At 73.8% G+C, this 25,970-nt stretch carries 23 protein-coding genes and 2 pseudogenes; 13 read left to right on the top strand and 12 right to left on the bottom strand.

The window, feature by feature from the left end:
• From MPTA5024_RS42480 to MPTA5024_RS43695, 4 genes and pseudogenes are all read right to left on the bottom strand, one after another.
• Positions 1-180: hypothetical protein (locus MPTA5024_RS42480; RefSeq protein ID WP_036327721.1), on the bottom strand; the 180-nt coding region annotated here is incomplete at its 3' end.
• A gap of 1 nt (position 181) precedes the next feature.
• On the bottom strand, positions 182-382 hold the full coding sequence (locus tag MPTA5024_RS22470; RefSeq protein WP_036327720.1) for a hypothetical protein: 201 nt from the start codon (positions 380-382) through the stop codon (positions 182-184).
• Between the two features lie 49 nt (positions 383-431).
• Positions 432-1,001 (bottom strand): LysR substrate-binding domain-containing protein, encoded by a 570-nt coding sequence (locus MPTA5024_RS43700; protein WP_232326637.1) that lies wholly within the window; start codon positions 999-1,001, stop codon positions 432-434.
• A gap of 196 nt (positions 1,002-1,197) precedes the next feature.
• Positions 1,198-1,344 (bottom strand): annotated as a pseudogene (locus tag MPTA5024_RS43695) (helix-turn-helix domain-containing protein); the annotation flags it as partial.
• A 52-nt stretch (positions 1,345-1,396) separates the two neighbouring features.
• Here MPTA5024_RS43695 and MPTA5024_RS22460 point away from each other — a divergent pair.
• Positions 1,397-1,870, top strand: a pseudogene (locus MPTA5024_RS22460) (SDR family NAD(P)-dependent oxidoreductase); the annotation flags it as partial.
• Positions 1,871-1,877: 7 nt separating this feature from the next.
• On the opposite strand, the gene MPTA5024_RS22455 reads toward MPTA5024_RS22460, so the two are convergent.
• Entirely contained in the window at positions 1,878-2,540 is a 663-nt protein-coding gene (locus MPTA5024_RS22455) for a response regulator (RefSeq protein WP_036327719.1), read from the bottom strand.
• A complete protein-coding gene (locus tag MPTA5024_RS22450) occupies positions 2,537-3,697 on the bottom strand; it encodes a sensor histidine kinase (RefSeq protein ID WP_036329067.1) in 1,161 nt (386 codons plus the stop codon). The genes MPTA5024_RS22455 and MPTA5024_RS22450 overlap by 4 nt, the downstream gene beginning before the upstream one ends.
• 192 nt (positions 3,698-3,889) lie before the next feature.
• Between MPTA5024_RS22450 and MPTA5024_RS22445 the strand changes: the two genes are divergently transcribed.
• A complete protein-coding gene (locus MPTA5024_RS22445) occupies positions 3,890-5,746 on the top strand; it encodes a gamma-glutamyltransferase family protein (protein ID WP_036327716.1) in 1,857 nt (618 codons plus the stop codon).
• Here MPTA5024_RS22445 and MPTA5024_RS22440 read toward each other — a convergent pair.
• Positions 5,718-7,190: a flavin-containing monooxygenase gene (locus MPTA5024_RS22440; protein WP_036327713.1), complete on the bottom strand. Its 1,473-nt coding sequence runs from the start codon at positions 7,188-7,190 to the stop codon at positions 5,718-5,720. The two genes, MPTA5024_RS22445 and MPTA5024_RS22440, sit on opposite strands and share 29 nt — an antisense overlap.
• Positions 7,191-7,331: 141 nt before the next feature.
• Positions 7,332-7,505, bottom strand: coding sequence for a hypothetical protein (locus tag MPTA5024_RS42475; protein WP_198167329.1), 174 nt, complete (start codon positions 7,503-7,505; stop codon positions 7,332-7,334).
• A 140-nt stretch (positions 7,506-7,645) separates the two neighbouring features.
• On the opposite strand from MPTA5024_RS42475, the gene MPTA5024_RS22435 reads away from it, so the two are divergent.
• Together MPTA5024_RS22435 and MPTA5024_RS22430 are read left to right on the top strand one after the other, a co-directional pair.
• On the top strand, positions 7,646-8,512 hold the full coding sequence (locus tag MPTA5024_RS22435; RefSeq protein WP_063794749.1) for an SURF1 family protein: 867 nt from the start codon (positions 7,646-7,648) through the stop codon (positions 8,510-8,512).
• A 22-nt stretch (positions 8,513-8,534) separates the two neighbouring features.
• A complete protein-coding gene (locus MPTA5024_RS22430) occupies positions 8,535-8,855 on the top strand; it encodes a DUF3817 domain-containing protein (RefSeq protein ID WP_232326598.1) in 321 nt (106 codons plus the stop codon).
• Between the two features lie 157 nt (positions 8,856-9,012).
• Here MPTA5024_RS22430 and MPTA5024_RS22425 read toward each other — a convergent pair whose 3' ends face one another.
• Positions 9,013-9,207 (bottom strand): hypothetical protein, encoded by a 195-nt coding sequence (locus MPTA5024_RS22425; RefSeq protein WP_036327712.1) that lies wholly within the window; start codon positions 9,205-9,207, stop codon positions 9,013-9,015.
• A 245-nt stretch (positions 9,208-9,452) separates the two neighbouring features.
• Here MPTA5024_RS22425 and MPTA5024_RS22420 point away from each other — a divergent pair, with 245 nt between their 5' ends.
• Complete coding sequence (locus tag MPTA5024_RS22420) at positions 9,453-10,370, top strand: winged helix-turn-helix transcriptional regulator (protein WP_051458513.1); 918 nt, start codon at positions 9,453-9,455, stop codon at positions 10,368-10,370.
• A 48-nt stretch (positions 10,371-10,418) separates the two neighbouring features.
• Here MPTA5024_RS22420 and MPTA5024_RS22415 read toward each other — a convergent pair whose 3' ends face one another.
• Both MPTA5024_RS22415 and MPTA5024_RS22410 read right to left on the bottom strand, forming a co-directional pair.
• Complete coding sequence (locus tag MPTA5024_RS22415; protein ID WP_036327711.1) at positions 10,419-11,015, bottom strand: hemerythrin domain-containing protein; 597 nt, start codon at positions 11,013-11,015, stop codon at positions 10,419-10,421.
• 182 nt (positions 11,016-11,197) lie between these two features.
• Complete coding sequence (locus tag MPTA5024_RS22410) at positions 11,198-12,094, bottom strand: arylamine N-acetyltransferase family protein (RefSeq protein ID WP_036327710.1); 897 nt, start codon at positions 12,092-12,094, stop codon at positions 11,198-11,200.
• 98 nt (positions 12,095-12,192) lie between these two features.
• On the opposite strand from MPTA5024_RS22410, the gene MPTA5024_RS22405 reads away from it, so the two are divergent.
• The 7 genes from MPTA5024_RS22405 (at position 12,193) to MPTA5024_RS22375 (ending at position 22,871) form a co-directional block, all read left to right on the top strand.
• Positions 12,193-12,882 carry a response regulator transcription factor gene (locus MPTA5024_RS22405; RefSeq protein ID WP_036327707.1) on the top strand — a complete coding sequence of 230 codons (690 nt, stop codon included), beginning with the start codon at positions 12,193-12,195 and terminating at the stop codon, positions 12,880-12,882.
• Between the two features lie 28 nt (positions 12,883-12,910).
• A complete protein-coding gene (locus tag MPTA5024_RS41175; protein ID WP_157099649.1) occupies positions 12,911-17,260 on the top strand; it encodes a DUF4153 domain-containing protein in 4,350 nt (1,449 codons plus the stop codon).
• A gap of 65 nt (positions 17,261-17,325) precedes the next feature.
• A complete protein-coding gene (locus MPTA5024_RS22395) occupies positions 17,326-18,870 on the top strand; it encodes an N-acyl-D-amino-acid deacylase family protein (RefSeq protein ID WP_036327701.1) in 1,545 nt (514 codons plus the stop codon).
• Between the two features lie 147 nt (positions 18,871-19,017).
• Positions 19,018-20,238: an alanine racemase gene (locus tag MPTA5024_RS22390; protein ID WP_036327700.1), complete on the top strand. Its 1,221-nt coding sequence runs from the start codon at positions 19,018-19,020 to the stop codon at positions 20,236-20,238.
• A 38-nt stretch (positions 20,239-20,276) separates the two neighbouring features.
• Positions 20,277-20,663 carry a RidA family protein gene (locus MPTA5024_RS22385; RefSeq protein WP_036327697.1) on the top strand — a complete coding sequence of 129 codons (387 nt, stop codon included), beginning with the start codon at positions 20,277-20,279 and terminating at the stop codon, positions 20,661-20,663.
• 3 nt (positions 20,664-20,666) lie between these two features.
• A complete protein-coding gene (locus MPTA5024_RS22380; RefSeq protein ID WP_036327690.1) occupies positions 20,667-21,875 on the top strand; it encodes a hypothetical protein in 1,209 nt (402 codons plus the stop codon).
• 168 nt (positions 21,876-22,043) lie between these two features.
• Positions 22,044-22,871: a pentapeptide repeat-containing protein gene (locus MPTA5024_RS22375; protein WP_051458512.1), complete on the top strand. Its 828-nt coding sequence runs from the start codon at positions 22,044-22,046 to the stop codon at positions 22,869-22,871.
• Between the two features lie 39 nt (positions 22,872-22,910).
• Here MPTA5024_RS22375 and MPTA5024_RS22370 read toward each other — a convergent pair whose 3' ends face one another.
• Entirely contained in the window at positions 22,911-23,906 is a 996-nt protein-coding gene (locus MPTA5024_RS22370; protein ID WP_036327689.1) for a LacI family DNA-binding transcriptional regulator, read from the bottom strand.
• A gap of 506 nt (positions 23,907-24,412) precedes the next feature.
• On the opposite strand from MPTA5024_RS22370, the gene MPTA5024_RS22365 reads away from it, so the two are divergent.
• The gene (locus MPTA5024_RS22365) at positions 24,413-25,819 is read left to right on the top strand and encodes a glycoside hydrolase family 16 protein (RefSeq protein ID WP_036327688.1); all 1,407 of its coding nucleotides are present in this window, start codon (positions 24,413-24,415) and stop codon (positions 25,817-25,819) included.
• Positions 25,820-25,970: the final 151 nt, after the last annotated feature.

Here is a 25,970-nt window from a genome sequence, read left to right as displayed (position 1 = left end):
GCCGGGCCGGTCGGCGGCGTCGTGGCCGCAGTCGCAGTCGCAGTCGCAGGCGGAGGGCGCGGCGCGCGGCGCCGGGCGTACGACGCCGATGAGGAGGCCGCCCTGCACTGCGGCGCACGACGCCGTGCCCGTGGCCAGGCCGGCGGCGAGCCCGCCGGCGAACAGGGCGGCCGGGTTCACGTCAGCGGGCGAGCGCGAGGTCGTCCAGCGCCCCCGTCTTCGCCGCCTCCACGAGCGAGCCGAGCTGGTCGATGCTCATCTCCACCTTCTGGCCGAAGTCGTCGGTGATGACGACCTGCCGCTCGGCCGGGGCGGCCATGTCCACGAACAGCTCGGGACAGCCGCAGCTGCAGTTGCCGCAGAAACGCGCGATGGACTTCACGGAGTCCTCCTCCGAACGGGTGCCGTTTCTCGCAACGTACGGTGGCCGTTCAGGGACGACCAGTAACAGTTGGGTGCCCGCCGGGAACACTCCTGTGGCCGTCCGCGTCCGTGTGGTGACCTGCCGCGACCGCCGAGGCGACGCGGACGAACGCGGCGAGCGCGCGCGACCGGCGCGCCTCGGCCCAGGCGAGGACGAGTGCGGTGGGCGGCGCGTCGACGACGGGCACGGACACCAGGTCGCGGCGCAGGTGGCCACGCACCGACTCCGGCGACACGACGACGGCCCGTCCCAGCGCGATGAGCTCCTGGAGCTGCCCGACCTCGGTCACCAGCGGCCCGTCGCCGGAGTCCATGTGGGGCCAGCGCGGCATCGCCTCCCCGGCGAGGTCGGCCATCGTCAGGGACGTCCGGCCCGCCAGCCGGTGACCGCGCGGAAGCACGGCGACCTGCTCCTTCTCCACCCTCAGCTCCTCGACGTCGAGGCCGGTGAGATCCTCGCGGGGGTGGTGCAGCAGGGCGGCGTCGGCCCGGCCGTCTCGCAGCATGGCGCCCCGCTCGCCCAGACTGAAGGCGAGGTCGACCCGCAGGGCCCCCGGCTCGTCCGCGTACGCCGTCAGGATGTCCGACAGGAGGCCGGGGTCGCCCCCCGGCTTGACCGCGAGGACGAGCCCGGGGTCGGGCCGCCCCGCTGCGGGTGCGGCGCACCGCCGCCGCCACCGCGCCGAGCGCGGCCGTCCCCTCCCGCAGCAGGACCTCCCCGGCCTCCGTGAGGGCGACGCCCCGGCTGTCCCTGTCCAGCAGGCGGACGCCGATACGGCGCTCGAGCCGCTGGATCGCCCGGGACAGCGCCGGCTGCGCGATGCCGAGCCGCCGGGCGGCCCGCCCGAAGTGCAGCTCCTCGGCCACGGCCACGAAGTGGGCGAGCTCGCGCGCCTCGACGAGGTCCTCACCGGTGCCCATGCCTCCAGGGTATCGGCCGTGACCCAGGCGGTCCTGGCCCCTCAACAACGCCGGGATCTCGGGCGGCGCGTCCCGCCTCCCCGGCGAGACGCCCCTCGACGAGGTCAGGGTGGTCTTCGAGACCAACGTCTTCGGCGTGATCCGCGTGACGGACGCCATGCTGCCCCTGCTCAGGCGCTCCGCCGCCGGGCGCGTCGTCAACGTCTCCAGCGGCACCGGCTCGATGGGCTGGATGACCGACCCCGGCCACTACTTCCAGGAGAGGCCGGCGTCGGTGGCCTACCCGCCGTCGAAGTCGGCGCTCAACGCGCTGACGATCCAGTACGCCAAGGAGCTGCGGCGGCACGGCATCCTCGTCAACGCGGCCGCGCCCGGCCCGTGCGACACCGACTTCGCCCGCGACATGGGGCTGCGCCTGCCCCGTACGGCCGCGCAGGGGGCCGCCGTGGCGGTGCGGCTGGCCACGCTGGGCCCGGACGGCCCGACCGGCGGCTTCTTCGACGACGACGGCCCGGTGCCGTGGTGACGACCCGTCAGAGCCACCCGGGTTTGACCAGGCCGGACTCGTAGGCGATGACCACGAGCTGGGCGCGGTCGCGGGCGTGGAGCTTGGCCATCATCCGGCTCACGTGGGTCTTGGCCGTCGCGGGCGACATGTACAGCTCGCCGGCGATCTCGTCGTTGGTCATGCCGGTCCCGACGAGGGCGAGCACCTCCCGCTCCCGCTCGGTCAGCAGGTCGAGCCCCCGTCCGAGTCCGGGCTCCTTGGCCCGCGCCACGTACTCGGCGATCAGCCGGCGGGTGACGCCCGGCGACAGCAGGGCGTCGCCGCACGCCACCACCCGTACGGCCTGGATGAGCTCGGCGGGCTCGGTGTCCTTGACGAGGAAGCCGCTCGCGCCGCCCCGCAGCGCCTCGAAGACGTACTCGTCCAGCTCGAACGTGGTCAGCATGATGATCCGGGTGGCGTCGAGCGCGGGGTCCTCGCCGATGCGCCGGGTGGCGGTCAGGCCGTCCGTGCCGGGCATCCGGATGTCCATCAGCACCACGTCGGGGCGCAGCTCCCCGGCCAGCCGCACGGCCTGCTCGCCGTCGGCGGCCTCGCCCACCACCGTCATGCCGTCCTGAGCGTCGAGCAGGGCGCGGAACCCGGCCCGGACGAGCGCCTGGTCGTCGGCGAGCAGCACACGGATCACGTCGTCTCCTTCGAGGTGCTCCAGTCGGAGGGCAGGGGGAGGACCGCGCGCACGGCGAAGCCGCCGCCCGGCCGGGTTCCGGCGGACAGCGAACCGCCCAGGGCGGCGGCCCGCTCCCGCATGCCGGGGATGCCGTTGCCGCCGCCGAGGCCCTGCTCGGGCGGCCGCCCGCCCGCGCCGTCGTCCTCGATCGCGACGACCAGGTCCCGGTCGCCGTACTCGACCCGTACGGTGACGGCCGAGCCGGGCGCGTGCCGGGAGACGTTGGTGAGCGACTCCTGGACGATCCGGTAGCCGGCCCGGTCGATCCCGGCGGGCAGGGGCCTCACGTGCCCGGCGACGTCCAGCGTCACCGGCAGGCCGCTGCGCTCGGCCAGGTCGGCCAGGTTGGCGAGACCGGCCGTGGGCGAGCGCGGCGCGCCCTCCCGCAGCAGGCTCAGCACGCCGCGCATCTCGGTCAGCACGTCCTTGGACGCCTGCTTGATGGTGGACAGCGCGGTCCGCGCCTGCTCGGGGTGGTCGTCGAGCAGGTGCAGGGCGGTGGAGGCCTGGACGTGGATCAGCGAGATGTTGTGCGCGAGCACGTCGTGGAGCTCCTGGGCCATCGTCAGCCGCTCCTCGCTCGCCTGCCGCCGGGACTCCTCCTCGGTCACCCGGGCGCGCTCGGCCAGCCGTTCGCGCCGGACCCGGCAGACCTCGGCGATCGCGAGGGTGAGCAGCAGGTACGCGGCGATGGCCGAGTGGTGGAAGATCCCCTGCGGATTGGGGATCAGCCAGATGGAGTAGGCCACCATGAAGAGGAAGAACGCGACGGACGACAGCCAGGCGGCCAGGCGGTGGCCGGACAGCACCGCGGCGAACAGCACGATGATCGGGCTCAGGAAGACCGGCCCGTACGCGAAGTCGAGCAGCAGGTAGGCGCAGGTCGCGACCATCGTGACGACGAGGGCCGGGACGGGGTGGCGGCGCCGGACCGCGATGGCCGCCGGCCCCAGGAGCAGCAGCGCGTACCCGCGCCAGTCGAGCGGCACCCGGCCGAGGTACGAGCTGTGCAGCTGGGCGTGCTGGGCGGCCGGCGACAGGATCACCTGGACCAACCCCACGATCACCGGCAGAGCGGTGTCTATCCGGGGGAACCAGGCGGAACGGGTGCGCACATCCGCACGGTAGGCCATCGCCGCTGCTCAGCGCATCCTCCCGTCGCCGCACAGCCCCCTACGACTCACGGAGTATCCGGGCCCGCCCGCGACGCGGCGGTAAGCACTGCGTCCAAATGTGGACATTCCCGGGCCGAACTTGACTCGGGTGAGTCATGCTGGAGTGATCGCTCGCGTCGTGGAGGTCAGGGCATGAGGAGCGTCGTCGTCGCGTCACTGGGAGTCGTCACGCTGGCGGGTCTCGTGGCGCCGCCCGCGTACGCCGTACCGGACAGGGCCGGGGGGACGTCCGCCGGTCCCGCCGCCGTGCGGGAGCCGTACCCGAAGCAGCCGGTGGCCGAGGGGTACGGCGGGGCGGTCGCAACGGTCGACCTCGACGCCAGCACGGCCGCGCTGAAGGTCCTCGCGCGGGGCGGCAACGCCATGGACGCGGCGGTCGCGGGCGCGGCCACGCTCGGGGTCACCGAGCCGTTCTCGGCCGGGCTCACCGGCGGCGGCTTCATCGTCTACTACGACGCCCGCCACCGGAAGGTGACCACGATCGACGGCAGGGAGACCGCGCCACGCGCCATGACCTCGGGCGTCTTCGAGGGCCTGTCGTTCGACGAGGCGGTGACCAGTGGGCTGTCGGCCGGCGTGCCCGGCAGCGTGGCGCAGTGGGACCTGGCACTGCGCAGGTACGGCACGATCCCGCTGAAGCAGGCGCTGCGCCCGGCCATCGAGACGGCCGAGAAGGGGTTCACGGTCGACCAGACCTTCCACGACCAGGTGCAGCAGAACGCGGCCCGCTTCGCGGACTTCACCTCCACCGCCGCGCTCTACCTCCCGGGCGGGCAGCCGCCGGCCGTCGGGTCCGTCTTCCGCAACCCCGACCTGGCCCGCACGTACCGCGAGCTCGGCTCCCGCGGCCCGGAATGGCTGTACGGCGGCGGGCTCGGCCGGGAGATCGTGGCCACCGTCAAGAGGCCGCCCGTGCGGCCGGGCGCCACGCGGGTGGTCCGGCCGGGGTTGATGGAGCTGACCGACCTGCGGGCGTACCGGGCCCTGGAACGGCCGCCGACGAAGATCGCGTACAAGGGTCTCGACGTGTACGGCATGGCGCCCCCGTCGTCGGGCGGCTCGACCGTCGGGGAGGCGCTGAAGATCCTGGAGGCGCTGCCGCACGTGGGGCTGCACGAGTACCTGGAGGCGTCGCGGCTGGCCTTCGCCGACCGCAACGCGTACGTGGGCGACCCGGCGTACGTCGACGTGCCGCTGGGGCAGCTGCTGTCGGACGGCTTCGCCAAGGAGCGGGCCTGCCTGATCGGCCCGCGGGCCATGCCGCACCCGGCCGCGCCCGGCACGCCCGACGGCTCCTACGGCCCGTGCCCCTCGCCCTCGGGGTCCCCCTCGGCGTCGGCCGCGGACGCGTCGGCGGCGGCAGTTCCCGCCGCTCCCGGCGAGAAGCCGGAGGGGCCCGAGACCACCCACCTCGTCGTCACCGACCGGTGGGGCGACGTCGCGGCCTACAACATCACGATCGAGCAGACCGGGGGCAACGGCATCGTGGTGCCGGGCCGGGGGGTGCTGCTCAACAACGAGCTGACCGACTTCACCTTCGGGCCCGCGCCGGGCGACCCCAACCTCCCGGCGCCCGGCAAGCGCCCGCGCTCGTCGATGGCGCCCACGATCGTGCTCAAGGGCGGCAAGCCGTTCCTGGCCGTCGGCTCGCCCGGCGGCGCGACGATCATCACGACCGTGCTGCAGATCCTCGTGAACCGGCTCGACTTCGGCATGTCGCTGCCCGACGCGATCGCCGCGCCGCGCGCCTCCCAGCGCAACACGGCCACGACGCAGGCGGAGCAGGCGTTCATCGGCCGGTACGGCGAACAGCTCACGGCCCTCGGCCACACGCTGTCCCTGGCCCCCGGGCCGCCGGTCGGCGAGATCGGCGCGGCGACCGGGCTGGAGTTCCTCGGGGGCGGCCGGATCCAGGCGGTCGCGGAGCCCGCGCGGCGGGGCGGCGGGTCCGCCCTCGTCCTCAGCCCCGCGCCGGGGAAGGCCGGATGAGCTCGTAGGCCTCGGGCTTCACCTTCCGGGTGCGCGCCCAGTACTCGAAGGTGAAGCCCGGCCAGATGGTCCGGTTCTTCCCGTGCTCGTCGAGGTACCAGCTCGTGCAGCCGCCCTCGGTCCACACCAGCCGGTCCAGCCGCCGCTGGAGGCGGTCGTTGTACGCGCGCTGGGCCCCCGGCCGCACGTCGACGGCCCCCGCCCCCGTGCGCGACAGCAGCCGCAGGCAGTCCATGACGTACCGGACCTGGGCCTCGATCATGAACACGACCGACGTGTGGCCGAGGCCGGTGTTCGGGCCGAGCAGGAAGAACAGGTTGGGGAAGCCGGCCGTGCTGACCCCCAGGTACGCCTCGACGCCGTCGCGCCACGCGTCCTGGATCTTCAGGCCGTTCCGGCCGATGATCCGCTGCTCGTTGAGCGCGTCGACCACCTTGAACCCGGTGCCGTAGACGATCACGTCGACCTCGTGCTCCCTGCCGGTGGCGTCGACGATCGACCGTTCCCTGATCTCGGTCACCCGGTCGGTGACCAGCTCGACGTTCTCCCTGGTCAGGGCGGGATAGTAGTCGCTGGACAGCAGGATGCGCTTGCAGCCGATCGTGTAGTCGGGCGTCAGCTTCGCCCGCAGCGCCGGGTCGGCGACCTGGGCGGCGAGGTGCCGTTCGGCCATCCGCCGCTGGACCTTCATCAGGCGCGGGTCGATGGTGAACCCGACGGCCCGGGTCTCCAGCAGCCAGTAGATCGTGTCGCGCAGCGCGCGGGCGGCGACGGGCGTCCGGAGGGCCCGCCGCATGCGCTCGGGGATCTCGACGTCGGGCTTGGGCTGGATCCACGGCGGCGTGCGCTGGAAGACGGTCAGCCGGCCCGCCTGCCGCGCCACGACCGGCACGAACTGCACGGCCGAGGCGCCGGTGCCGATGACGGCGACCCGTGCGCCGGTGAGGTCGCGGGAGTGGTCCCACCGGGCCGAGTGGAAGGCCGTGCCGGTGAACCGGTCCCGTCCCGGGATGTCGGGGAGTGAGGGCACGTGCAGGGCGCCGATGCCGGAGACGACCGCGTGGGTCTCGAAGGAGTCCCCGTCCGCCGTGGACACCCGCCACGTGGCCCGCTCGTCGTCGTACTCCAGCGACGACACCTGCGCGCCGAACCGGATGTGCGGGCCGAGGCCGTACTTGTCGACGCAGGCGCGCAGGTAGTCCCAGATCTCCTGCTGGGGGGAGAACAGCCGCGACCAGCCGGGGTTGAGCTCGAAGGAGAACGAGTACAGCGGCGAGGGCACGTCGCAGGCGCACCCGGGGTAGGTGTTGTCGCGCCAGGTGCCGCCGAGGTCGCCGTCCTTCTCCAGGATCACGAAGTCGTGGTAGCCGGCCTCCTTGAGCTTGATCGCCATGCACAGCCCGGCGAAGCCCGAACCGATGATCGTGATACCGGGACTGGGCATGCGACCCCCTCACTCCCTATTGGATCTCGGGTCCAAATTAGGTGACGAAGAGGCATCGGTCCAGCCCCGGCGCCCGATGATCGGGCCGGGGCATGACAAAGCCGCCGACGGGCGCGGTCGCCGGCGGCTGGCACAGGTATGTCAGCGGACCAGGAGGTACGCCACCACAGCGAGGACGATCACCACGGCCGCGCCCGCGGCGAGCCACACCGGCAGGCGGGACGGCTTCTCGGTGGAGGACGTCGCGTCCTGCTGCTGTGCGAAGGCCCGGAACGCCTGGGTGTTCCCCGCCGGGTCGATCTGAGGGTCGGACATGGCGCAAACTCTAGCGACAGGCGAGACCAGGCGAAGCCGATTTGTCGGTTTTTACGTTTGTGTGAATCGGGGGAGGCCGGGGCTTTGCCCTCATCGCCTCCGGGTTCGGGACCGCGGCGCGCGCCGGATAGCGTGTAACCATGCTCCGCACCCTGTTCGCTCCCCGGCTGGTGGCGCTCCACCTGCTGGTGATCGGGGTGCTCGTGTCGTTCACGCTGCTCGGCCGCTGGCAACTCGGCGTCTTCGAGGCGTCCGGCAAGCCGAAGCTGGCGGCCGACCCCGCGCCCGTCCCGGTGGCCCAGCTGGCCCAGGTGGGGCAGCACGTCACGACCGCCGCGGCGAGCAGGCGGGTGACGGCCGAGGGGACGTACGACGCCGCGTCGCAGCTCCTCGTGGCCGACCGGCTGCCCGACGCCACCGCCCCCGGCGGCCGCGCCGCGGCGGGCCGGGGCTTCTGGCTGCTCACGCCGCTGCGCCTGGCGGACGGCACCGAGATCCCGGTCGTGCGCGGCTGGGTGCCGAAGGCCGGCGACCCCGTGTCCGCCGTCCCCGCGGGCCCGGTGACCGTGACGGGACGGCTCCAGCCCGCCGAGCAGAGCGACGAGATCCAGCGCACCGGCCCGCTGCCGGCGGGCCAGGTGGCCACCGTCTCGACGGCTGAGCTGATCAACCTGTGGCCGGACGCGCGCCTGCGGGACGGGTTCGTCGTCGCGACCGCCCAGACCCCGCCGGGCTCCGCGCGCTACGTCGCCGTCCCGCCCCCGACGGAGGGCGTGGGGTTCAACTGGCGCAACCTCGCGTACGCCGCCCAATGGTGGATCTTCGCGGTCTTCGCCGTCTTCATGTGGTTCCACTTCGTGCGGGACCACGTCCGGACGCGGCGGGCGGGCGCGTCCGCCGACTCAGCCGAGCCCGCGGTCCGGGAGGCGGGGGACCCTGCCCTCGCCGGCTCCCCGCGCCGCACCGCGCCGCCGGACGGACCGCCGGCCGGCCCGGATATCGTGTGATGACCATCTCCCAGCAGAGGTAATGATCGACGTGGAATCCGCGCTCAAGTTCTACCGCGTCATGGCGTACATCGTCGGCGTGATGCTGCTCGTGCTCTGCGCCGGAATGGTGGTGAAGTACGGCTTCGGCGAGGACGCCATGGTCGCGATCGTCGGCCCGATCCACGGCTTCCTGTACATGGTCTACCTGGTGGCCGCGCTCAACCTGGGCCTCAAGGCCCGCTGGAACATCCTCTACCTGATCCTCGTGCTGCTGGCAGGGACCATCCCGTTCCTGTCGTTCGTGCTGGAGCGCAACGTGACGGGGCAGGTCCGCAGGCGCATCGCCGCCGCGTCGGCCTGACCGCCCCACGCCGGCGGGCGTGCGCGCGTGCCCGGCGGCGGGCACGCGCCGTCTCCGCCGGCGTCCGGCCCGGACACCGGCCCCCGTCGGCGAGGGGCCCCGGCCGACGTCCTCGGCCGGAGCACGGCAGTCGTCGTGAGCCGGAACGCGGCGGTCGTCAGCCGCCGATCTGGCGGCGGCGGATCCGGCGCAGCCGCGCCCGCTGCGACTCGTCCAGCATGAAGTAGGCGACCACCGGCGCGCCCAGCACGCCGAGCACGATCAGCCAGGTCAGGATCGACGGAAGTGGAAGGATGAGGGCGATCACCGCCACAATCGCCGCGCCTACGTAGTACTTGCCGAGTGGCGACATCGTCGGGCCTTTCGTGTCGGAGCTCCCGGACCGGGGGCCGTGGCGACGCGTCCGCGTGACCCTTTCACGCGATACATCTCAATCATGCGTCGTCTGCCTGGACAACGTGCGGACGGCGCCGCCGAGTTCCGTCTCCGTCTCCGCCACGGGAAGGGCCGGGGCCTACCCTGGACAGGTGTGCGCGCCCGGCGCCGACGGGCGGGCTTCCAGGAGCCGCGGCGGAGACACGGGAGAGGGGCCGAGAGGTGGACGGGGACCCGGAAGACCCGGAAGACCCGGAGGGGTCCACCGCGGTCGGGCGGGCCCTGGCGATCCTCGGCGACCGGTGGGTGCTGCTGATCCTTCATCGCGCGTTCGTCCTGCGCGTCCGCACGTACGCCGGGTTCCGGGACGCGCTGTCGATCTCCGAGTCCGTGCTGGCGGCCCGGCTCAAGGAGCTCGTCCGCACCGGGATCCTCACCCACGTCCCCGTCCGGGACGGGCGGACGCGCCACGAGTACCGCCTCACCGGGCGCGGCCTCGCCCTGTGGCCGCTGCTCGTCGCGATCTACACGTGGGAGGCGCGGTGGAGCGGGCGGGCCCTGCCGCCGCTGGTCCACGAGGTGTGCGGGCGGGCCGGCCTTCCGTACCTGTCCTGCGGGAGCTGCGGCCGGGCGGTCGCCGCCCGGGACACCGAGACCCTCCCCGCCGCCGCCTTCGCCGGCGCCGGGCCGCCCCGGCGGCACCGCCGTACGGTGCGGGCGGACGCGGGGGCCGACGCCTTCGGCTACCTGCCCGCCTCGATGGAGATCCTCGGCGACCGCTGGAGCACCAATGTGCTGGCCGCCGCCTTCCTGGGGACGCGGCGGTTCGTGGACTTCCAGACCCGGCTCGGCGTCGCGCCGTCCGTCCTGGCCGACCGGCTGCGGCGGTTCGCGGAACAGGACGTCTTCACCGCCGCGGGCGGGGACTACCGGCTCACCGACAAGGGGCTCGGGTTCTTCCCGGTCTTCGCGTTCCTGGTGGACTGGGCCCGGCGGGAGATCGCGGCGCCGCCGGGCTCCGGGCCGGCCATCGTCCACCGGCCCTGCGGCGCCGCGCTCGTCCCCGTGTTGTCGTGCCCGGCCTGCGCCGGGCCGCTGCGGCGGAAGGAGATCCACTACGGGCCGGGCCGCCCGCCGTGATCAGCCGTCTTCCCGCCGTTCAGCCGTCCCGCTCCCGTGCGGACGGCCTCAGTGTCCCTCGCCCGACTCGTGCTTGCCCATCGCCTTGCGGATCACGTCACGTGCCCGGTCCATCATCGCGACGGGCGTGCCGATCAGGAGATTCTTCGTGGCCGACTCCGTGCCGGGGTGCGGGTGCGTGGGGGCGATGGCCTCGGCGGCCTTGACGCCCACGGCCATGGCACGCCGCTCGCCCTCGCTCGTCGCCGCCTTGAGCTCGGAGAACTCGTACCGCTCCTCGGCGGCGGCGTGCGCGAAGACGGCCGCCCTCAGCCGGTCGAGCTCCCGCATGAACTCGGGCGAGGCCGCGTCCATGTCGTCGAGCCGGCTGAGCATCTCCTTCGCTTCCTCCTCCTCCTGCAGGCGGTTGTCCACGATCGTGTCGCCGCCGACCAGCTTGCGCCGGGCGTACGGGTGGACGATCTCCTCCTCAGCCGTCTCGTGCACGGCCAGCAGACGGACCAGCCGGCTGAAGGCCTCCCTCCGTTCGTCGCCCTCGCAACGGGCGACCTCGTCGAACAGATCCCTGATGAGCGTGTGCTGCCGCACGAGGAGATCGATGACGTCGTTCTCCTGCATGACTTCCGGAGTCGTCTTACGGTCCATTGTTCGCCTCCTACTGGGTCATATTCGGGCTACCCGGAACCCGGCACGGAAACCATCGACCTGCGGTTTCGTCAGTTACAGGGCTCGGCAGCCGTTCGCGAACGGCCGTCCGTTAAAAGGCCAACGGGACCCCGTGAGAGGGGAGACGTCAGGCGGTGGCCGGCGGCGAGGGCGGAAGACGGTCAGGCGGTGGCCGGCCGCTCGGCCAGCCAGCGCTCGTGGGCGGCCGCCAGGCGCTCCCACAGCCCCGCGCGCTCGGGCGGCGGGACGTCGTCGAGCGTGAGCCCGAACACGTCCGCCAGCGCGGCGAAGTAGTCCTCCTGCCGTTCCAGCGTCGTCGAGTCCTCACTGACGGGGCCGGGGGAGGACGCCGGCGGAACGGACCCGACGCGCTTGAGGACGAGGCCGGTCAGCAGGTCGACGCCGGCCGCGTCGCGTCGCTGGACGGCCAGCACCCGGACGAACCCGGAGTCGGGTGAGGTGGACAGGTGCTCGTGCGTGGCCTGGAACGCGGCCATCTCCGACGGCCCGGCGCGCAGGTCCATCCCGGTGAAGCTGCACCGGGGATCGTGGTCGAACCGCCAGCCGCCCGGCTCGGCCTCCGAGGGGCGCAGGCGGTACCGGAACGGGCCCTGCTCGTATTCGCCCGCCACGAGCGGGAGGGGCTCGTGGATCCCGTCGCCGAGCCCGGTGTCCACGAACCACACGCCGCCCGGATTGTCCTGCGACGACAGGCCGCGCACGGTCAGCGCGAGGTGGTTGCCGGTCGCCCCGGCGGGCGCGTCGGGCGTGCCCTGCACCCCCGCGAAGTGCCGCGTCACCCGGTAGCCCAGCCTGCTCAGCAGCAGGGAGAACGCGCCGTTCAGGTGACAGCAGTAGCCTCCGCGGCCGCGCATGATCCGGCGCCACGAGTCGGCCGGGTCGATCGTCGTCGGGCGGCCCAGCCAGATCTCCAGGTTCTCGTACGGCACGCGCTCGACATGGGCGGCCTGCAGCCGGAACAGCCCCTCCACACTGGGGTGCCCGCCGTTCCTCAGGCCCAGCCTCCGCAGGTAGTCGTCCACCCGAATCCCGCTCACCCCGCCACCGTAGACCGTCCCGCCGACAAATCCCGGTGCACGAGATCTGCACGAATCGGCCGGGCGGGTCTGCACAGAGGGGTCCTACGCTTCCCTGCATGGCAACCCCTCAGCAGCGGCGGGTCCTCGTGGTGGAGGACGACGAGACGATCGCCAACGCCGTACGGCTCCGGCTGGCGGCCGAGGGCTTCGACGTACGGGTCGCGAGCGACGGAGAGGGGGCGCTCGCGGCCTACGCGAAGGCCGAGCCCGACGTGGTCGTGCTCGACCGCCTGCTGCCCGGGCTCGACGGGCTCGAGGTCTGCCGCAGGATGCAGGCCGCCCGTCCCGTCCCGGTGCTCATGCTGACCGCGCTCGGCGAGGAGACCGACGTGCTCGTCGGCCTGGGCGTGGGGGCCGACGACTACATCACCAAGCCGTTCAGCATGCGCGAGCTCGTCGCGCGCATCCACGCCCTGCTGCGCCGGGTGGAGCGCGCGAGCCTGCTGGCCCACGAGGACACCGTGATCCGCGTCGGCGAGGTCGAGATCAACACGGCGGAGCGCCGTGTGTTCGTGCGAGGGGTCGAGGCGCAGCTCACCCGGACCGAGTTCGACCTGCTGCGGAGGCTGGCCGAGCGCCCCGGCCAGGTGTTCGAGCGGGAACGGCTGCTGTCCGACATCTGGGGGTTCTCCGAGGCCGCCGCCACCCGGACGGTCGACAGCCACGTCCGCGCCCTGCGCCGGAAGCTGGGTCCCGAGGTCGTGCGCACCGTCCACGGCGTCGGCTACGCGCTCGTCCGGCCGTGACCGCCGGCGCAACTGCGGGAGGCAGGCGATGAGGCCGCTCGATTTCCTCGGCCGGATCAAGGTCAAGCTCGGCATCGTGATCGTGCTCGCCGTGGTGACGGCGTTCGTGGTCAACGAGGTCGGCATCAACGCCGGATGGTCCCGCGACATGCGGATCGCCGTGGCCGTCCTGCTCGCGCTCATCATGGTGCAGCTGCTCGCCTGGGGCATGACGCGGCCGCTGCGCGAGATGGCCGCCGCCGCGCAGACGATCGCCAAGGGCCGGTACGGACTGCGCGTGACGGCGACGTCGAGAGACGAGGTGGGCGAGCTGGCCCGGGCGTTCAACGCGATGGCGGCCGACCTCGCCGAGGTGGACCGCCAGCGCCGGGAGCTGGTGGCCAACGTCAGCCACGAGCTGCGGACCCCGATCACCGGCCTCCAGGCCGTCCTGGAGAACGTCGTGGACGGAGTCTCGCCCCCCGACCTCGACACGCTGGGCACCGCGCTCGCCCAGACGCAGCGGCTCGGGCGGCTCGTCGCCCAGTTGCTCGACCTGTCGCGGCTCGACTCCGGGGCCCGGCTGATCGAGCCGGAGGAGCTCGACCTCGCCTTCCTGTGCCGCCAGGCCGCCTCCGAGGCGGCGCTCGGACGCGACGACGTGACGGTGGTGAGCCGGGTGCCCGACATGGCGCTCTCCGCCGATCCCGCCCTCCTCGCGCAGGTCCTCGCCAACCTGCTCGACAACGCCGTACGGCACAGCCCGGCCGGGGGGACCGTGCGGCTGGAGACCCGCACGACGGCGACGGCGGTGGAGATCAGCGTCACCGACAGCGGCCCCGGCATCCCGCCCGACGAGCGGACCCGCATCTTCGAGCGCTTCTCCCGCCTGGACGCCGGCCGGGCCGCCGACGCGGGCGGAGCCGGGCTCGGCCTCGCCATAGCCAAGGAGATCGTCGAGCTGCACGGCGGTTCGATCCGGGTGGCCGACGAGCCATCCTCTCCCGCACGGCGAGAGGACGGCCGCACAGGGACCGGATGCCGGATGGTCGTCAGCCTCCCCGCCGCGTCGCTGGTGAGCCAGCCCGTGGCGTACGAGGACGGGACGGGCGGAGGAGCGGAGGGCCGCGAGCGGGTGGACGGCGGATCACACGGAGGCGCGATGGCCGGGACGTCCCCAGGGACGCGCCCCGCAATGGCACGCGGGATGGCATCCGGGACAGCACCCGGGGGCGGCACGATCGGCGAGGGACCGGACGCCGGGCCTTCCGGCCGTCCCGGGTCTCCTGGTTCGCGCGGTCGGGAAGCGTCGGCTGTCGGTCTGGACGGCGGGCCCACCTGGCGCGGGCGCGAGCCGCGTCCCGAGGAGGCGTCCGCGGATGGTCTGGGCGCATCGCGAGGGGAGCCCGCGGGTGCCGAGGGGATGGCGGCCGACGACGCGGGCCGTCCGGGCGCGGAGTCGGCTGAGCGTGGCCGGGAGCACGGGACCGGTGACGTGACGGCCGTCGACGGATGGCCCGCCGAGTCGTCCTCCGAGGGCGTGCGGGGTGGTCGGGATCCGGATGCCGAGGACGTCCCGGAGGGCATCATGCGGGCGCTCGACGCCCTGTCCGCCCTGGCCCGGGATGCCCGGCCGCACACCGGGTCTTACGCCGGGCCCCACGCCGGGCCCCACACCGGGCCCAGTGCCAGGTCCTCCGCCGGGTTTCCCGACGTGTCCCGCCACGTGCCCGGCGACGACCGCGACCCCTGGCGACCCCCTCCCTCACCAGGCGAAACGGAGGACCCGGGTGTCACGGGGGAGTACGGCGATGTGCGAGTGCGGAGACGCTCGGCGGGCAGGGCGGCACTGGGAGCGGCGATCGGCATGATCGTCGGAGTCGTCGCCGCTGTGCTCGTGGTGCTGGTGTTCCACCGCGTCCTCGGCGACGCCGTCGTCCTCGCACTGCCGGCGTTCCCCTTCGCCGGGGCCGTCTGGGGCGCCGCGCTGGGCTCGTCGTCGGGTGCGCGTGCCGCCCGGGCCTCAGCGCCGGTCTGGGCCCAGACCGCTGTATCCCCCACGTCCGAGATGTCCGCGGCGTCCGCCGCATGGCGGCCCGGCACCATGACCCACTCGGCGTCCCCGGCATCCGAGGTGTCCCCGGCATCCGAGGTGTCCCCGGCATCCGAGGTGTCCACGGCGTCCGGGGTGTCCACGGCGTCCGGGGTGTCCACGGCGTCCGGGGTGTCCACGGCGTCCGGGGTGTCCACGGCGTCTGCGGCATCCACGGCGTCTGCGGCATCCACGGCGTCTGCGGCGTCCGCGGCATGGCGGCCAGGGACCATGACCGCCTCCGCCGTTTCCGCCCGGCCGGACTCCGCCTCTGTCCGCTCCGCCGTCCGCGACGTCCCCGCCGCCGCACAAGACCGTGCCGAGGATGGAAGTGCCGCGCAGGGCAGCACTGCCACGGCCCACGCCGCTCAGGGCGGCACGGCCACGGCCCACGCCGCTCAGGGCGGCACGGCCACGGCTCCGGCCCATGGGGCTCACGGCGGCGTCGCTCCGGGTGGTGCCGCCCGGCCCGACTCCGCGTCCGGTGCCGGCTCGACCGGTGCCCCGCACGACGAGCTGGTCCCCGACGCGGCGCCGGCTGGCTCCGGCCATGGCGAGCCTGCTCAGGCCGGCCATGCCGTCGCGGACGCGGCGGCAGCGCGGACAGCCGCCCACTCGGCCCTTCCCGCGTCCGCTCGCGCGACCGCGCCCGCGGCCGGTCAGGCGTCCGCCCATGAGGGCCCGGCGCCCGCCCACCCGGCGCCGCATGCGGGCGCCGGAGCGCCGAGAGCCGGCGGGCCGCCGTATGGGCCCCATGGGCCTCATGCGCCTCACGGGCCGGGAGGCGGCGGGCACCACCAGGGACCGCCGGCGTACGTGCCGCCGCCCCTGTTCCCGCGGCCCGAGCTGCCGGAGACGCCGAGGTGGCTGCTGCCGGTCGCCGCGGCCGTGGGACTGGTGGCCGCGGTGGCCCTGCCGTACGCCTCGACGGGGCTCGGGCTGGTGCTGACGGCGGTCGTGATGGGCGCCGCGGTCCTTCCGGCCGTGATCCCCGCGGGGCGGAGCAGGCTGACGCCGTGGACGGTGACCCTGGGCCTGCTGGCGTACGCCCTGGTGTCGGTCGCGCTGTTCCGGGACGCCGACTGGCTGGTCGCCCCGGCGCTGCTGCTGGCCTTCGCGATCGCGGCGCTCGCGCTGTCGGGTGGCGGGACGGGCTGGGCGGCGACCCTGCGAGGAGGGGCGTCGGTCCTGCTGGCCGTCCTGCCGCTGCCGTGGTTCCTGTCCCCACCGCTCAGAGGGCTGGTGCGGCGGCGGAACATGATGCCCGCGCTGCTCGGCACCCTGCTCACGGTGGTCCTGCTCGGCGTCTTCGGGGTGCTGTTCAGCTCGGCCGACGCGGTGTTCTCGTCGTTCGCCGGGGAGCTCCTCAAGACCCCCGACTGGGTGGGGACGCTGCCGTTCCGCGTCGTCCTGTTCGGGGTGTTCGCCGTCCTGGTCGCCGCGGCCGTGCTGGTGGCGCTCAAGCCGGTGGCCGAGCCAGCGGCGCCCGACCTGCGGATGCCCCTCGGCCGCGGCGTCTGGGTGATCCCGCTGGCCGGGCTCGACCTGCTGTTCGCGTCGTTCGTGGCCGTCCAGGTGAGCGTGCTGTTCGGCGGCAACCGCCGGGTGCTGTCGACGGCGGGACTGACCTACGCCCAGTACGCGAGGTCGGGCTTCTTCGAGCTCGTCACGGTCAGCGTCTTCGTGCTGGGGATCGTGGCGGCGGCCGTCATGCTGCTCCGTCTCGACCGGCGGCGCGACCGGTGGCTGCTGGCCGGCCTGCTCGGGCTGCTGTGCGCGTTCACGCTCGTCATCCTCGCCTCCGCGCTGCACCGCCTCGGCCTCTACACCGACGCGTACGGCCTGTCCCGGCTGCGGGCGGCCGTCGAGGCGGCGATCTGGTGGCTGGGCGGCGTCTTCGTGCTGGTCCTCGTCGTGGGCGCGGTCCGTCTCCTGGGCGGCGGGTCGGCCTGGTTCTTCCGCTCGCTCGTCCTGCTCACGGGCGTCACCATGCTCGTGTTCGCCGTTTGGAGCCCGGACGCGCGGGTGGCGGAGAGCCAGGTGTCCCGGGGCGTGGCCCGGCTCGACCACGGCTACCTGGGCGCGCTGGGCGCCGAGGCCGTACCCGTCCTGGACCGGCTGCCGGAACCCGCCCGCAGCTGCGTGCTGCGTGAGATCGTCGCGGTGGACGGCCTCTCGGCCCCGGACGGCTGGAACGGCTGGAACCTGGCCCGCGCGCGGGCCAGGGACGTCCTCGCCGAAAGGCCGCTGCTCGGCTCGCCCACCTGTCCCGCCACGTGGTCGCGCGTTCCGGGGCCGGGCGACTGACCCGTCTCGCACCGCGGACGGCCCGGGGGTGGAGCGCGGGCGGCGGTGTTGGTTGAATCGGGCAGGTGACGTTCGATGTCCTGATCCGCGGCGGACGCGTGGTCGACGGGACCGGCGCGCCGGCCTTCCCGGCCGACGTCGGCGTGAGCGGCGGCCGGATCCGGGCGGTGGGCCGCCTGAAGGAGGCCGAGGCGGCCCTGGTCGTCGAGGCCACAGGGCGGCTGGTCTTGCCGGGGCTGGTCGACTGCCACGCCCACGGCGAGGCCGTCGTCTTCGACCGGGAGATCCAGCGTGCCGCGCTCCGGCAGGGCGTGACGACGTTCGTGCTCGGACAGGACGGGGTGTCCTTCGCGCCCACGACGACCCCGGCGGCCTTCGACCACGTCCGGCGTTACTTCGCGGCCGTCAACGGCTCCCACCCCCACCTCGACGGCCCGGTGAGCGTGGCCGATCTCATGGCCGGCTACGACCGGTCGACCGCGCTCAACACGGTCTATCTGCTGCCCCACGGCACGATCCGGTTCGACGTGATGGGCCCGGCCGACCGCCCGCCCGACGCGGCCGAACTGCGCGCGATGCGGGAGCGGGTCGAGCGCGGCCTGTCCGAGGGCGCCGCCGGGCTGTCGTCCGGTCTGGAGTACGCCCCCGGCCGGTACGCCGACGCCGCCGAGCTGGCCCACCTCTGCGCCCCGCTGGGCGCCCTGCCGTACGTGACCCACATGCGCGGCTATGGCCTCACGGCCCCGGTGGGGATGGCCGAGGTCGTGGACATCGCCCGTCGTTCCGGGGCGTCCGTGCACGTGTCCCACTACCACGGGCCGGCCGCGACCCTGGTGCCGCTCCTTGAGGACGCGCGCGGGCAGGGGGTGGACCTCAGCTTCGACACCTATCCGTACCTGCGCAGCAGCACCATCCTCGCGATGGTCGCGCTGCCGCCGTGGGTGCCCGCCGCCGACACCGGCCGGGCCCTCGCACTGCTCGGCTCCGAGCGCGTACGGCTGCTTGAGGAGTGGGAGGCGTTCGACGACGTCTGGCCGCGGATCACGCTGTCGCACGCCCCCGGGTTCGAATGGGCGGAGGGCATGACGCTGAACGCGGCGGCGGCCAAGCACGGCGTCGAGCCCGCCGAGTTCTGCCGGACGCTGCTGCTGGAGAGCCGCCTCGAGGCGGGGTGCGTGATGGCCCGCCCCGACGAGGGGCCCGCCGGGGAGGAGTCCCTGAGGGCGATCATGCGTGACCCGGGGCACACGGGCGGCTCCGACGGCATCTACGTCGGCGGTCATCCGCACCCCCGCGGCTTCGGCGCCTTCGCCCGCTACCTCGGCAGGCACGTCAGGGAGCTGGGCGACCTCACCTGGGAGCAGGCCGCGGTCCACCTGGCCTCGCATCCGGCGCGCCGCTTCGGGCTGCTCGACCGTGGCCTCGTCCGCCGGGACCAGATCGCCGACCTGATCGTCGTGGACCCGGCCGCCGTGGCCGACACCGCGACGTACGACTCCCCCCGATCCGTCGCGGTGGGCGTGGACGACGTGCTGGTCTCGGGGGTGCCGGTGCTGCGGGACGGCAGGCTCACCGGGGCGACCCCCGGCCGCGCGCTCACCCCCGGCTGAGACGGCCCAAGGGGCGTCCGGTCGCGCCGCCCGCGTGCGGGCTCGCGGACGGCCCGCAGGTCGTGCGGGGGCCAGCGGGGACCGGCCGGACCGTCCAGTACGATCCCAGCGAGGTGGTCTGTACCGGGCGACGATTGAGGGGGCGACGTGGGTTTCGCGGCTCGCCTGGAGCTGCCCGGCATCCGGGTCGACTGGCGGACGCGCGGCATCCTGCACCCCGGCCCCGCCGTCGACGCCGCCGAGTTCGCCGCCGCCGGCCATTCGCTGTTCGACGGCACCTTCACCTGGCCCCTGATGGTCGTGCGGCGCTCGGCCCTGGCGCACAACGTGGCCGCCCTCGCGGCCTTCGCCGACCGGCACGGCCTGGCCCTCGCGCCCCACGGCAAGACGAGCATGTCGCCCGAGCTCTTCCAGGCCCAGCTCGACGCCGGGGCGTGGGGGATCACCGCGGCGACGGCCGCGCAGGTCGTGGTGCTGCGGTCGCTGGGCGTCCCCCGGGTGCTGCTGGCGAGCGAGATCCTCGACGCCGGCGCCCTGCGGTGGCTGGCCGGCGAGCTGGACGGCTTCGAGTTCCTGTGCTTCGCCGACTCCGTGGAGGGGGTGCGGGCGCTCGACGAGGCCGCGGGCGAGACGCCGTTCCGTGTGCTGGTCGAGCTGGGCCATGCGGGCGGACGCACGGGCTGCCGGGGCCGCGAGCGCCTGATGGAGGTCGTGGAGGCCGTCCAGGCGGCCCGGGGCGTGGAGCTCGCGGGCGTGGCCTGCTACGAGGGCACCCAGCCCGACGCCGGCGGCGTGCGGGCCTTCCTCCGGGAGCTCGCGGCGGCCGCCGAGGCCGTGGCCCCGCACGTCGAGGGCCGGATGGTCGTCTCGGCCGGGGGCAGCGCCTGGTTCGACCTGGTGGCGGAGGAGCTGGCCCCCCTCGCCCGTCCCGGGGGTCCCGGCGCGCTCGTGCTGCTGCGCAGCGGCGCCTACATCGCGCACGACGAGGGCTTCTACCGGGAGCGCACTCCGTACAACCGGCTGCCGGAGGGCGGGCTGCGGCCGGCGCTGGAGGTGTGGGCACAGGTGATCTCGGTGCCCGAGCCCGGCCTCGCGCTGGTCGGCATGGGCAAGCGCGACGTGCCGTACGACCTCGACCTGCCCTTCCCCCGGGCCGTACGGCGGGGGGACCGGCGGGAACCCCTCGACGGCGTGACCGTGACCCGGGTGCAGGACCAGCACACGTACGTGACGGGGGAGGGCCTGCGGCCCGGCGACCTGGTGGCGTTCGGCATCTCGCATCCCTGCACGGCCTTCGACAAGTGGCGGGTCCTCCCGGTGGTCGACGACGACGATGTCGTGATTGATTTGATCACCACGTGTTTCTGAGCGCGTTTATCGGCACTCTTCTCCAGGAGCGGTGACATATGGGTGGCAAGCAGGAGATCCGGACGTCCGCGGGCGCCCCGCCCGTCGGGGCCTACTCCCAGGGGCTCGTCGTCGGCGACTTCCTCTACACCTCCGGCATGGGCCCGCTCGACCCGGAGACGGGCCAGGTGACCGGCGACGACGTGGCCGCCCAGACGCACCGCACGATGCGCAACCTGGGAGCCGTCCTGGAGGCCCACGGGCTGGCGTTCGACGACGTGATCAAGGCGACCGTCCACCTGCAGAACCTGAAGCAGGACTTCGCCGCCTACAACGAGGCGTACAAGTCCTACTTCACCCAGCCGTACCCGGTCCGGACGACCGTGGGCTCGGACCTCATGGACATCCTCGTCGAGATCGACTTCGTGGCGTACAAGGGTCGTTGACGGATGGACAGCGCTCTGTACGTCTTCGTCGAGGACCTTCGCGGCGAGGGCGTGGACAAGCTCCTGGACCGCGCGTCGGCGTACGGCGTGAGAGGCGTGTCGGTGGCGGCGTCCTGCCACCAGGCCAGGGACGTCACCCCGCACGGGGCGACCCGGCTGACCCTGCGCCGGGACGGCGTGCACTTCCCCCCACCGGAGGACCTGTTCGACGGGCTGCGGCTGGTGCCGCCCGTGCAGCCGGGCGCCGGCGAGCGGCCGCTCGCGGAGCTGCGCCGGGCCTGCACCGAGCGCGGCCTGCGCATGCACGGCTGGACCGTGTTCCTGCACAACACCACGCTCGGCCTGGCCAACCTCGACGTGACCGTGCAGAACTGCTTCGGCGACCGCGGCTCGCCGGCCGATTTGTGCCCGTCCCACCCCGACGCGCGGGCGTACGCGGTCGCGCTGGCGCGGGCCGTGGCCCGGGAGGGGGTGGACTCGGTCGTCGCGGAGTCCCTGCACTTCGGGGCGTTGGGGCACGGCTACCACCACGAGCGCTGCCATGTGGCCCTCGGCCCGATGGACGTCTTCCTGTTCGGGCTGTGCTTCTGCCACCACTGCATGGCGCGGGCCGCCGACCTCGGGGTCAACGCCGACGTGGCCCGGGAGGAGTGCGCCCGGATCGTGGCCGGCGTGCTCGACGGCGATCCGCCCGCGCAGGGCGAGGTGACGCGGGCGGCGCTGACGGCGTACGCGGGGCCCGAGGTGGTGGCCTACGCGCGGGCCCGGTCCGAGAGCGTAACCTCCCTGGTCGGCGAGGTCTCCGGCGCGGTGGCCGCCGAGGGGTCGAAGCTGACGTTCATGGACGCCACGGGGGCGTACAAGGGCAACTCCGATGGCAGGCCCTCGGCCGGTCTGGCCGCCCACGACGCGTGGCAGTTCGGGGTGGACCTCGTCGCGCTGGGCGACCTCGTCCCGTCGTTCGCCGTGCTCGCCTACGCCCGCGATCCGCTGCGCGTCTCCGACGACGTGGCGGCCTACAAGCGCTCGATCGGCAAGAACCGCGAGCTGCGGGCCGTGCTGCGGCCGGGCGCGCCGGACACCGACTCCGAGGAGCGGCTCGTCGCCAAGGTCAGGGCCGCCCGTACGGCCGGGGCCCAGGCCGCCGACTTCTTCGCGTACGGCCTGGTCCCCTTCGACGCCCTCAACCGCATCCCGGCCGCCCTCGCCTGAACCCCGAACCCACCGGGGAACGGCCGCGCCCGGCTCCCCCAGGCCGTGCCGCGGGGGAGTCCGGGTGCCGGGCGGTGGGCTGGGCGAGTCCGGGGGCAGGGCCGGGGCACGCCGGGCGGCCGCCGATAATGAAAGGCCGAGCACAGGTCACCCGGAGGAGCGGCTCCCTTGTCCCACGCGTACGACGCCCTGGAAGCGGACCGGGCCGGGCTCGGCCTGCGGGCCGACTGCGGCGCCTGCTTCGGGCTGTGCTGCGTCGCGCTGCCCTTCACGGCCTCGGCCGACTTCGCCATGGACAAGGAGGCCGGGCGGCCCTGCCCCAACCTCTCGGCGGACTTCCGCTGCGGCATCCACGCCGACCTGCGGCAGCGGGGGTTCTCCGGCTGCACCGTCTTCGACTGCTTCGGCGCCGGGCAGAAGGTCTCCCAGGTCACCTTCCACGGCCGGGACTGGCGGCGGGAGCCCGAGTCGGCCGGGCCGATGTTCGCCGCGTTCGCCGTCATGCGGCAGCTTCACGAGATCCTCTGGTACCTGACCGAGGCGCTCGCGCTGCCCGCCGCACGCCCGATCCACGGTGACCTGCGCCGCCGGCGGGACGAGATCGAGCGGCTCACCGAGTCGGACGCCGCCGTAGTCGCCGCGGCCGACGTCGCGGCGCTGCGTCAGGAGGTGGGCGGCCTGCTCCAGCGGGCCAGCGCCCTGGCCCGGGCCGGGCTGCGCGGCAGGGACCGCAGAGGGGCCGACCTGATGGGCGCCCGCCTGCGGGGCGCCAACCTCCGGGGCGCCGACCTGCGCGGTTCCTACCTCATCGCGGCCGACCTGCGGGGCGCCGACCTCCGCTCGGCCGACCTGCTCGGAGCCGACCTGCGGAACGCCGACCTGCGCGGCGCCGACCTCACCGGGTGCCTCTTCCTCACCCAGGCCCAGGTCAACGCCGCCCGGGGCGACGCGGCCACCGTCCTTCCGCCCGGGCTCGCCCGTCCAGGCCACTGGTGACCACGCCCACGAGGCGCGGGGGGGGGCGGGACGTGCGCGTCAGGCGGACTCGCGGATCACGAGCTCGGTGGGCAGGATCACGGGAGCGGCGGGCCCGCCCTTGAACATGCCGAGCAGCAGCCGGACCATCGCGCTCGCCTGCTCGATGATCGGGTGCCTGATCGTGGTCAGCGGAGGCTCGGTGTACCGCGCGGCCTCGATGTCGTCGAAGCCGACGACGGCCACGTCGTCCGGCACCCGCCTGCCCGACTGCCGCAGGGTCTGCAGCGCGCCGATGGCCATCAGGTCGTTGCCGACGAACACCGCATCGAGCTGGGGGTCGTCCTCCAGCAGGTGACGCATGGCGATCGCGCCCGACTCGCGGGTGAAGTCGCCCACCGCCACGATCGACCGCCGGTCCGACTCGCGCAGGGCGTTCCGGTACCCGGCCAGCCGGTCCTGGCCGCCGATCATGTCCTGCGGCCCGGCGATCGTCGCGATCCGGCGCCGTCCGCGGTCGAGCAGGTGCCGCACCGCCTTCTCCGCGCCCCCCACGTTGTCGTTGTCCACGAACGGCAGGGGCACCGGCACCGCGGGCCTGCCGTACGAGACGACGGGGACGCCCATCCGCGCGATGGCGGCGGGCAGCGGGTCGGCGCCGTGCATGGAGATCAGCATGACGCCGTCGACGTGACCGCTCGCGATGTAGCGCTCGATCCGCGCGTGGCTGGTGGGAGACCCGGCCAGCATCAGCACGACCTGCTTGTCGGCGGCCTCGAGTTCGAGGCTGGCCGAGCGGATGACCGTAGAGAACATCGGGTCCTCGGAGAAGACCCGGGTGGGCGGCTCCGACACGACCAGGGCGATCGAGTCCGTCCGCTGGGTGACGAGGCTGCGCGCCGCCGAGTTGGGCACGTACCCGAGTTCGTCGACCGCCCGCATGACCGCGTCGCGGATCTGCGGCGTCACTGTGAGCTGTCCGTTGACGACCCGGGAGACGGTGGCGCGGGACACCCCTGCCCGCGCGGCGACCGCCTCCAGAGTGGGTCGTTTCATTCGTCCCCCTGAAGACCGTTGCGCATGATGACACCCCGATACCACACGGCGATCTCCTTGGGAATGCGCCGCCGGGTGCGGAAGCCGATGTTCACGATGCCGAACCCCTTGGTGCCCGTGGGCCCGATCGACACTGTCCAGCAGTGACCCTACGAGATAACCACGACCGTGCGCACCTGCGTTGATCGCACCGTTCCGCCCGGGACGTCCATACCCGGGGGATGCCTGAACCGTTCAGAGAGCGCTCTCGGAGAATCTCCAGACCAGGGCATTAGTGACAGAAAGCGCTCTCACGAAATCCACAGGAACTCTTGACCGAAGTGTGATCGGGAGAGACAGTGTCGGGCAAGTCGGTCCACGACGCGGCGGCCGGGCTCCTCGTTGCGGCAGGGGCGCGCCCCCGCGGGAATCTCCACGCGCACGGGAGGCGCCGTCGGCGTCCCCTCCGCGAGGCTGCCCGGAAATCCCCGACCGCCGCGCGCACGAGACCGAGGAGAGAGGTAACCATGCACGTCACCCCCCATGGCGTCCGATGGCGGCGCCCCCTCCTGGCCCTGCTCCTCGCCGCCGTCGCGGTCGTCGCCGTCGCCGTACGGCCGGCCGGCGCCGCCGTGCCCGCCACCCCGTCCGGCTGGTCGCTGGTCTGGGCGGACGACTTCACGGGCTCGGCGGGGTCACCGCCGTCGCCGGGCAACTGGATCGTCGACACAGGCCACGCCTACCCCGGCGGCCCGGGCAACTGGGGCACCGGCGAGATCCAGAACTACACGGCCGACCCGGCGAACCTCAGCCTGGACGGCTCCGGCAACCTGCGGATCACGCCGATCGGCAGCGGGCAGAACTGGACCTCCGCCCGCATCGAGACCCGCAGGGCCGACTTCAAGCCGGCCGCCGGGCGCGTCCTGCGCATCGAGGGCCGCATCCAGATGCCCAACGTGACGGGCGACGCGGCTCTCGGCTACTGGCCGGCGTTCTGGGCCCTCGGCTCGCCGTACCGCGGCAACTACTGGAACTGGCCCGGCATCGGCGAGCTCGACTTCATGGAGAACGTGAACGGCGTCAACGCCGTGTGGGGCACGCTCCACTGCGGCGTCACCCCCGGAGGACCGTGCAACGAGACCACCGGTCTCGGCGCCAACCGGGCCTGTCCCGGCTCGGCCTGCCAGTCGGCCTTCCACACCTACCGGTTCGAATGGGACACCAGCGTGACGCCCAACCAACTGCGCTGGTACGTGGACGGCCAGCAGTTCCACAGCGTCAGCCAGAGCCAGCTCGACGCCACGACCTGGGCGAACATGACCTCGCACGCCGGCTACTTCCTCCTGCTGAACGTGGCGATGGGCGGCGCCTTCCCCAACGCCCTGGCCGGCTCGACCCCCACCTCGGCGACCGTCTCCGGACGGCCGATGCTGGTCGACTACGTCGCGGTCTGGCAGAGCGGCGCGTCGAGCAGCCCGCCTCCGAGCTCCCCGCCGCCGTCCAGCCCCCCGCCCGGAGGGGTGGACGCGCGCTCGACCATCCAGGCCGAGAGCTACCAGGCCCAGAGCGGCACCATCGTGGAGGCCACCGGTGACACCGGCGGCGGCCAGAACGTCGGCGCGATCGCGGGCGGCGACTGGCTCCGGTACGACGGGGTGAACTTCGGCTCCATCGCCGCGACCCAGTTCAAGGCCAGGGTGGCCTCGGGGGCGGCGGGCGGGGTGAGCGGGCTCGTGCAGGTCCGCCTCGACAGCCCGACGGCCGCCCCGATCGGCGACTTCGCCATCGCCAACACGGGCGGCTGGCAGAGCTGGCGGACCGTCCCCGCCAACATCACGCCCACCACGGGCACGCACACCGTCTATCTGACGTTCGGCAGCGGCCAGCCGGCCGACTTCGTGAACGTCAACTGGTTCACGTTCTCGACCACGTGAGCCCGCCGGGCCGGCCGGGCCGTACGGACGACTCGGCCGGCCCGCGCGGACGGGCGTGCCGCTCAGCCGGTGGGCGGCACGGTCTCCGGTGACGTCTCCGGGCCGCTGGGAACCGGGGAGCCCTCGGGTCCCGGCGGCGGCGCCGTCGGAG

Source organism: Microbispora sp. ATCC PTA-5024 (assembly GCF_000511135.2).
GTDB classification, from domain to species: Bacteria; Actinomycetota; Actinomycetes; order Streptosporangiales; family Streptosporangiaceae; genus Microbispora; species Microbispora corallina.
This window is presented reverse-complemented; position numbering and strand designations above follow the sequence as displayed.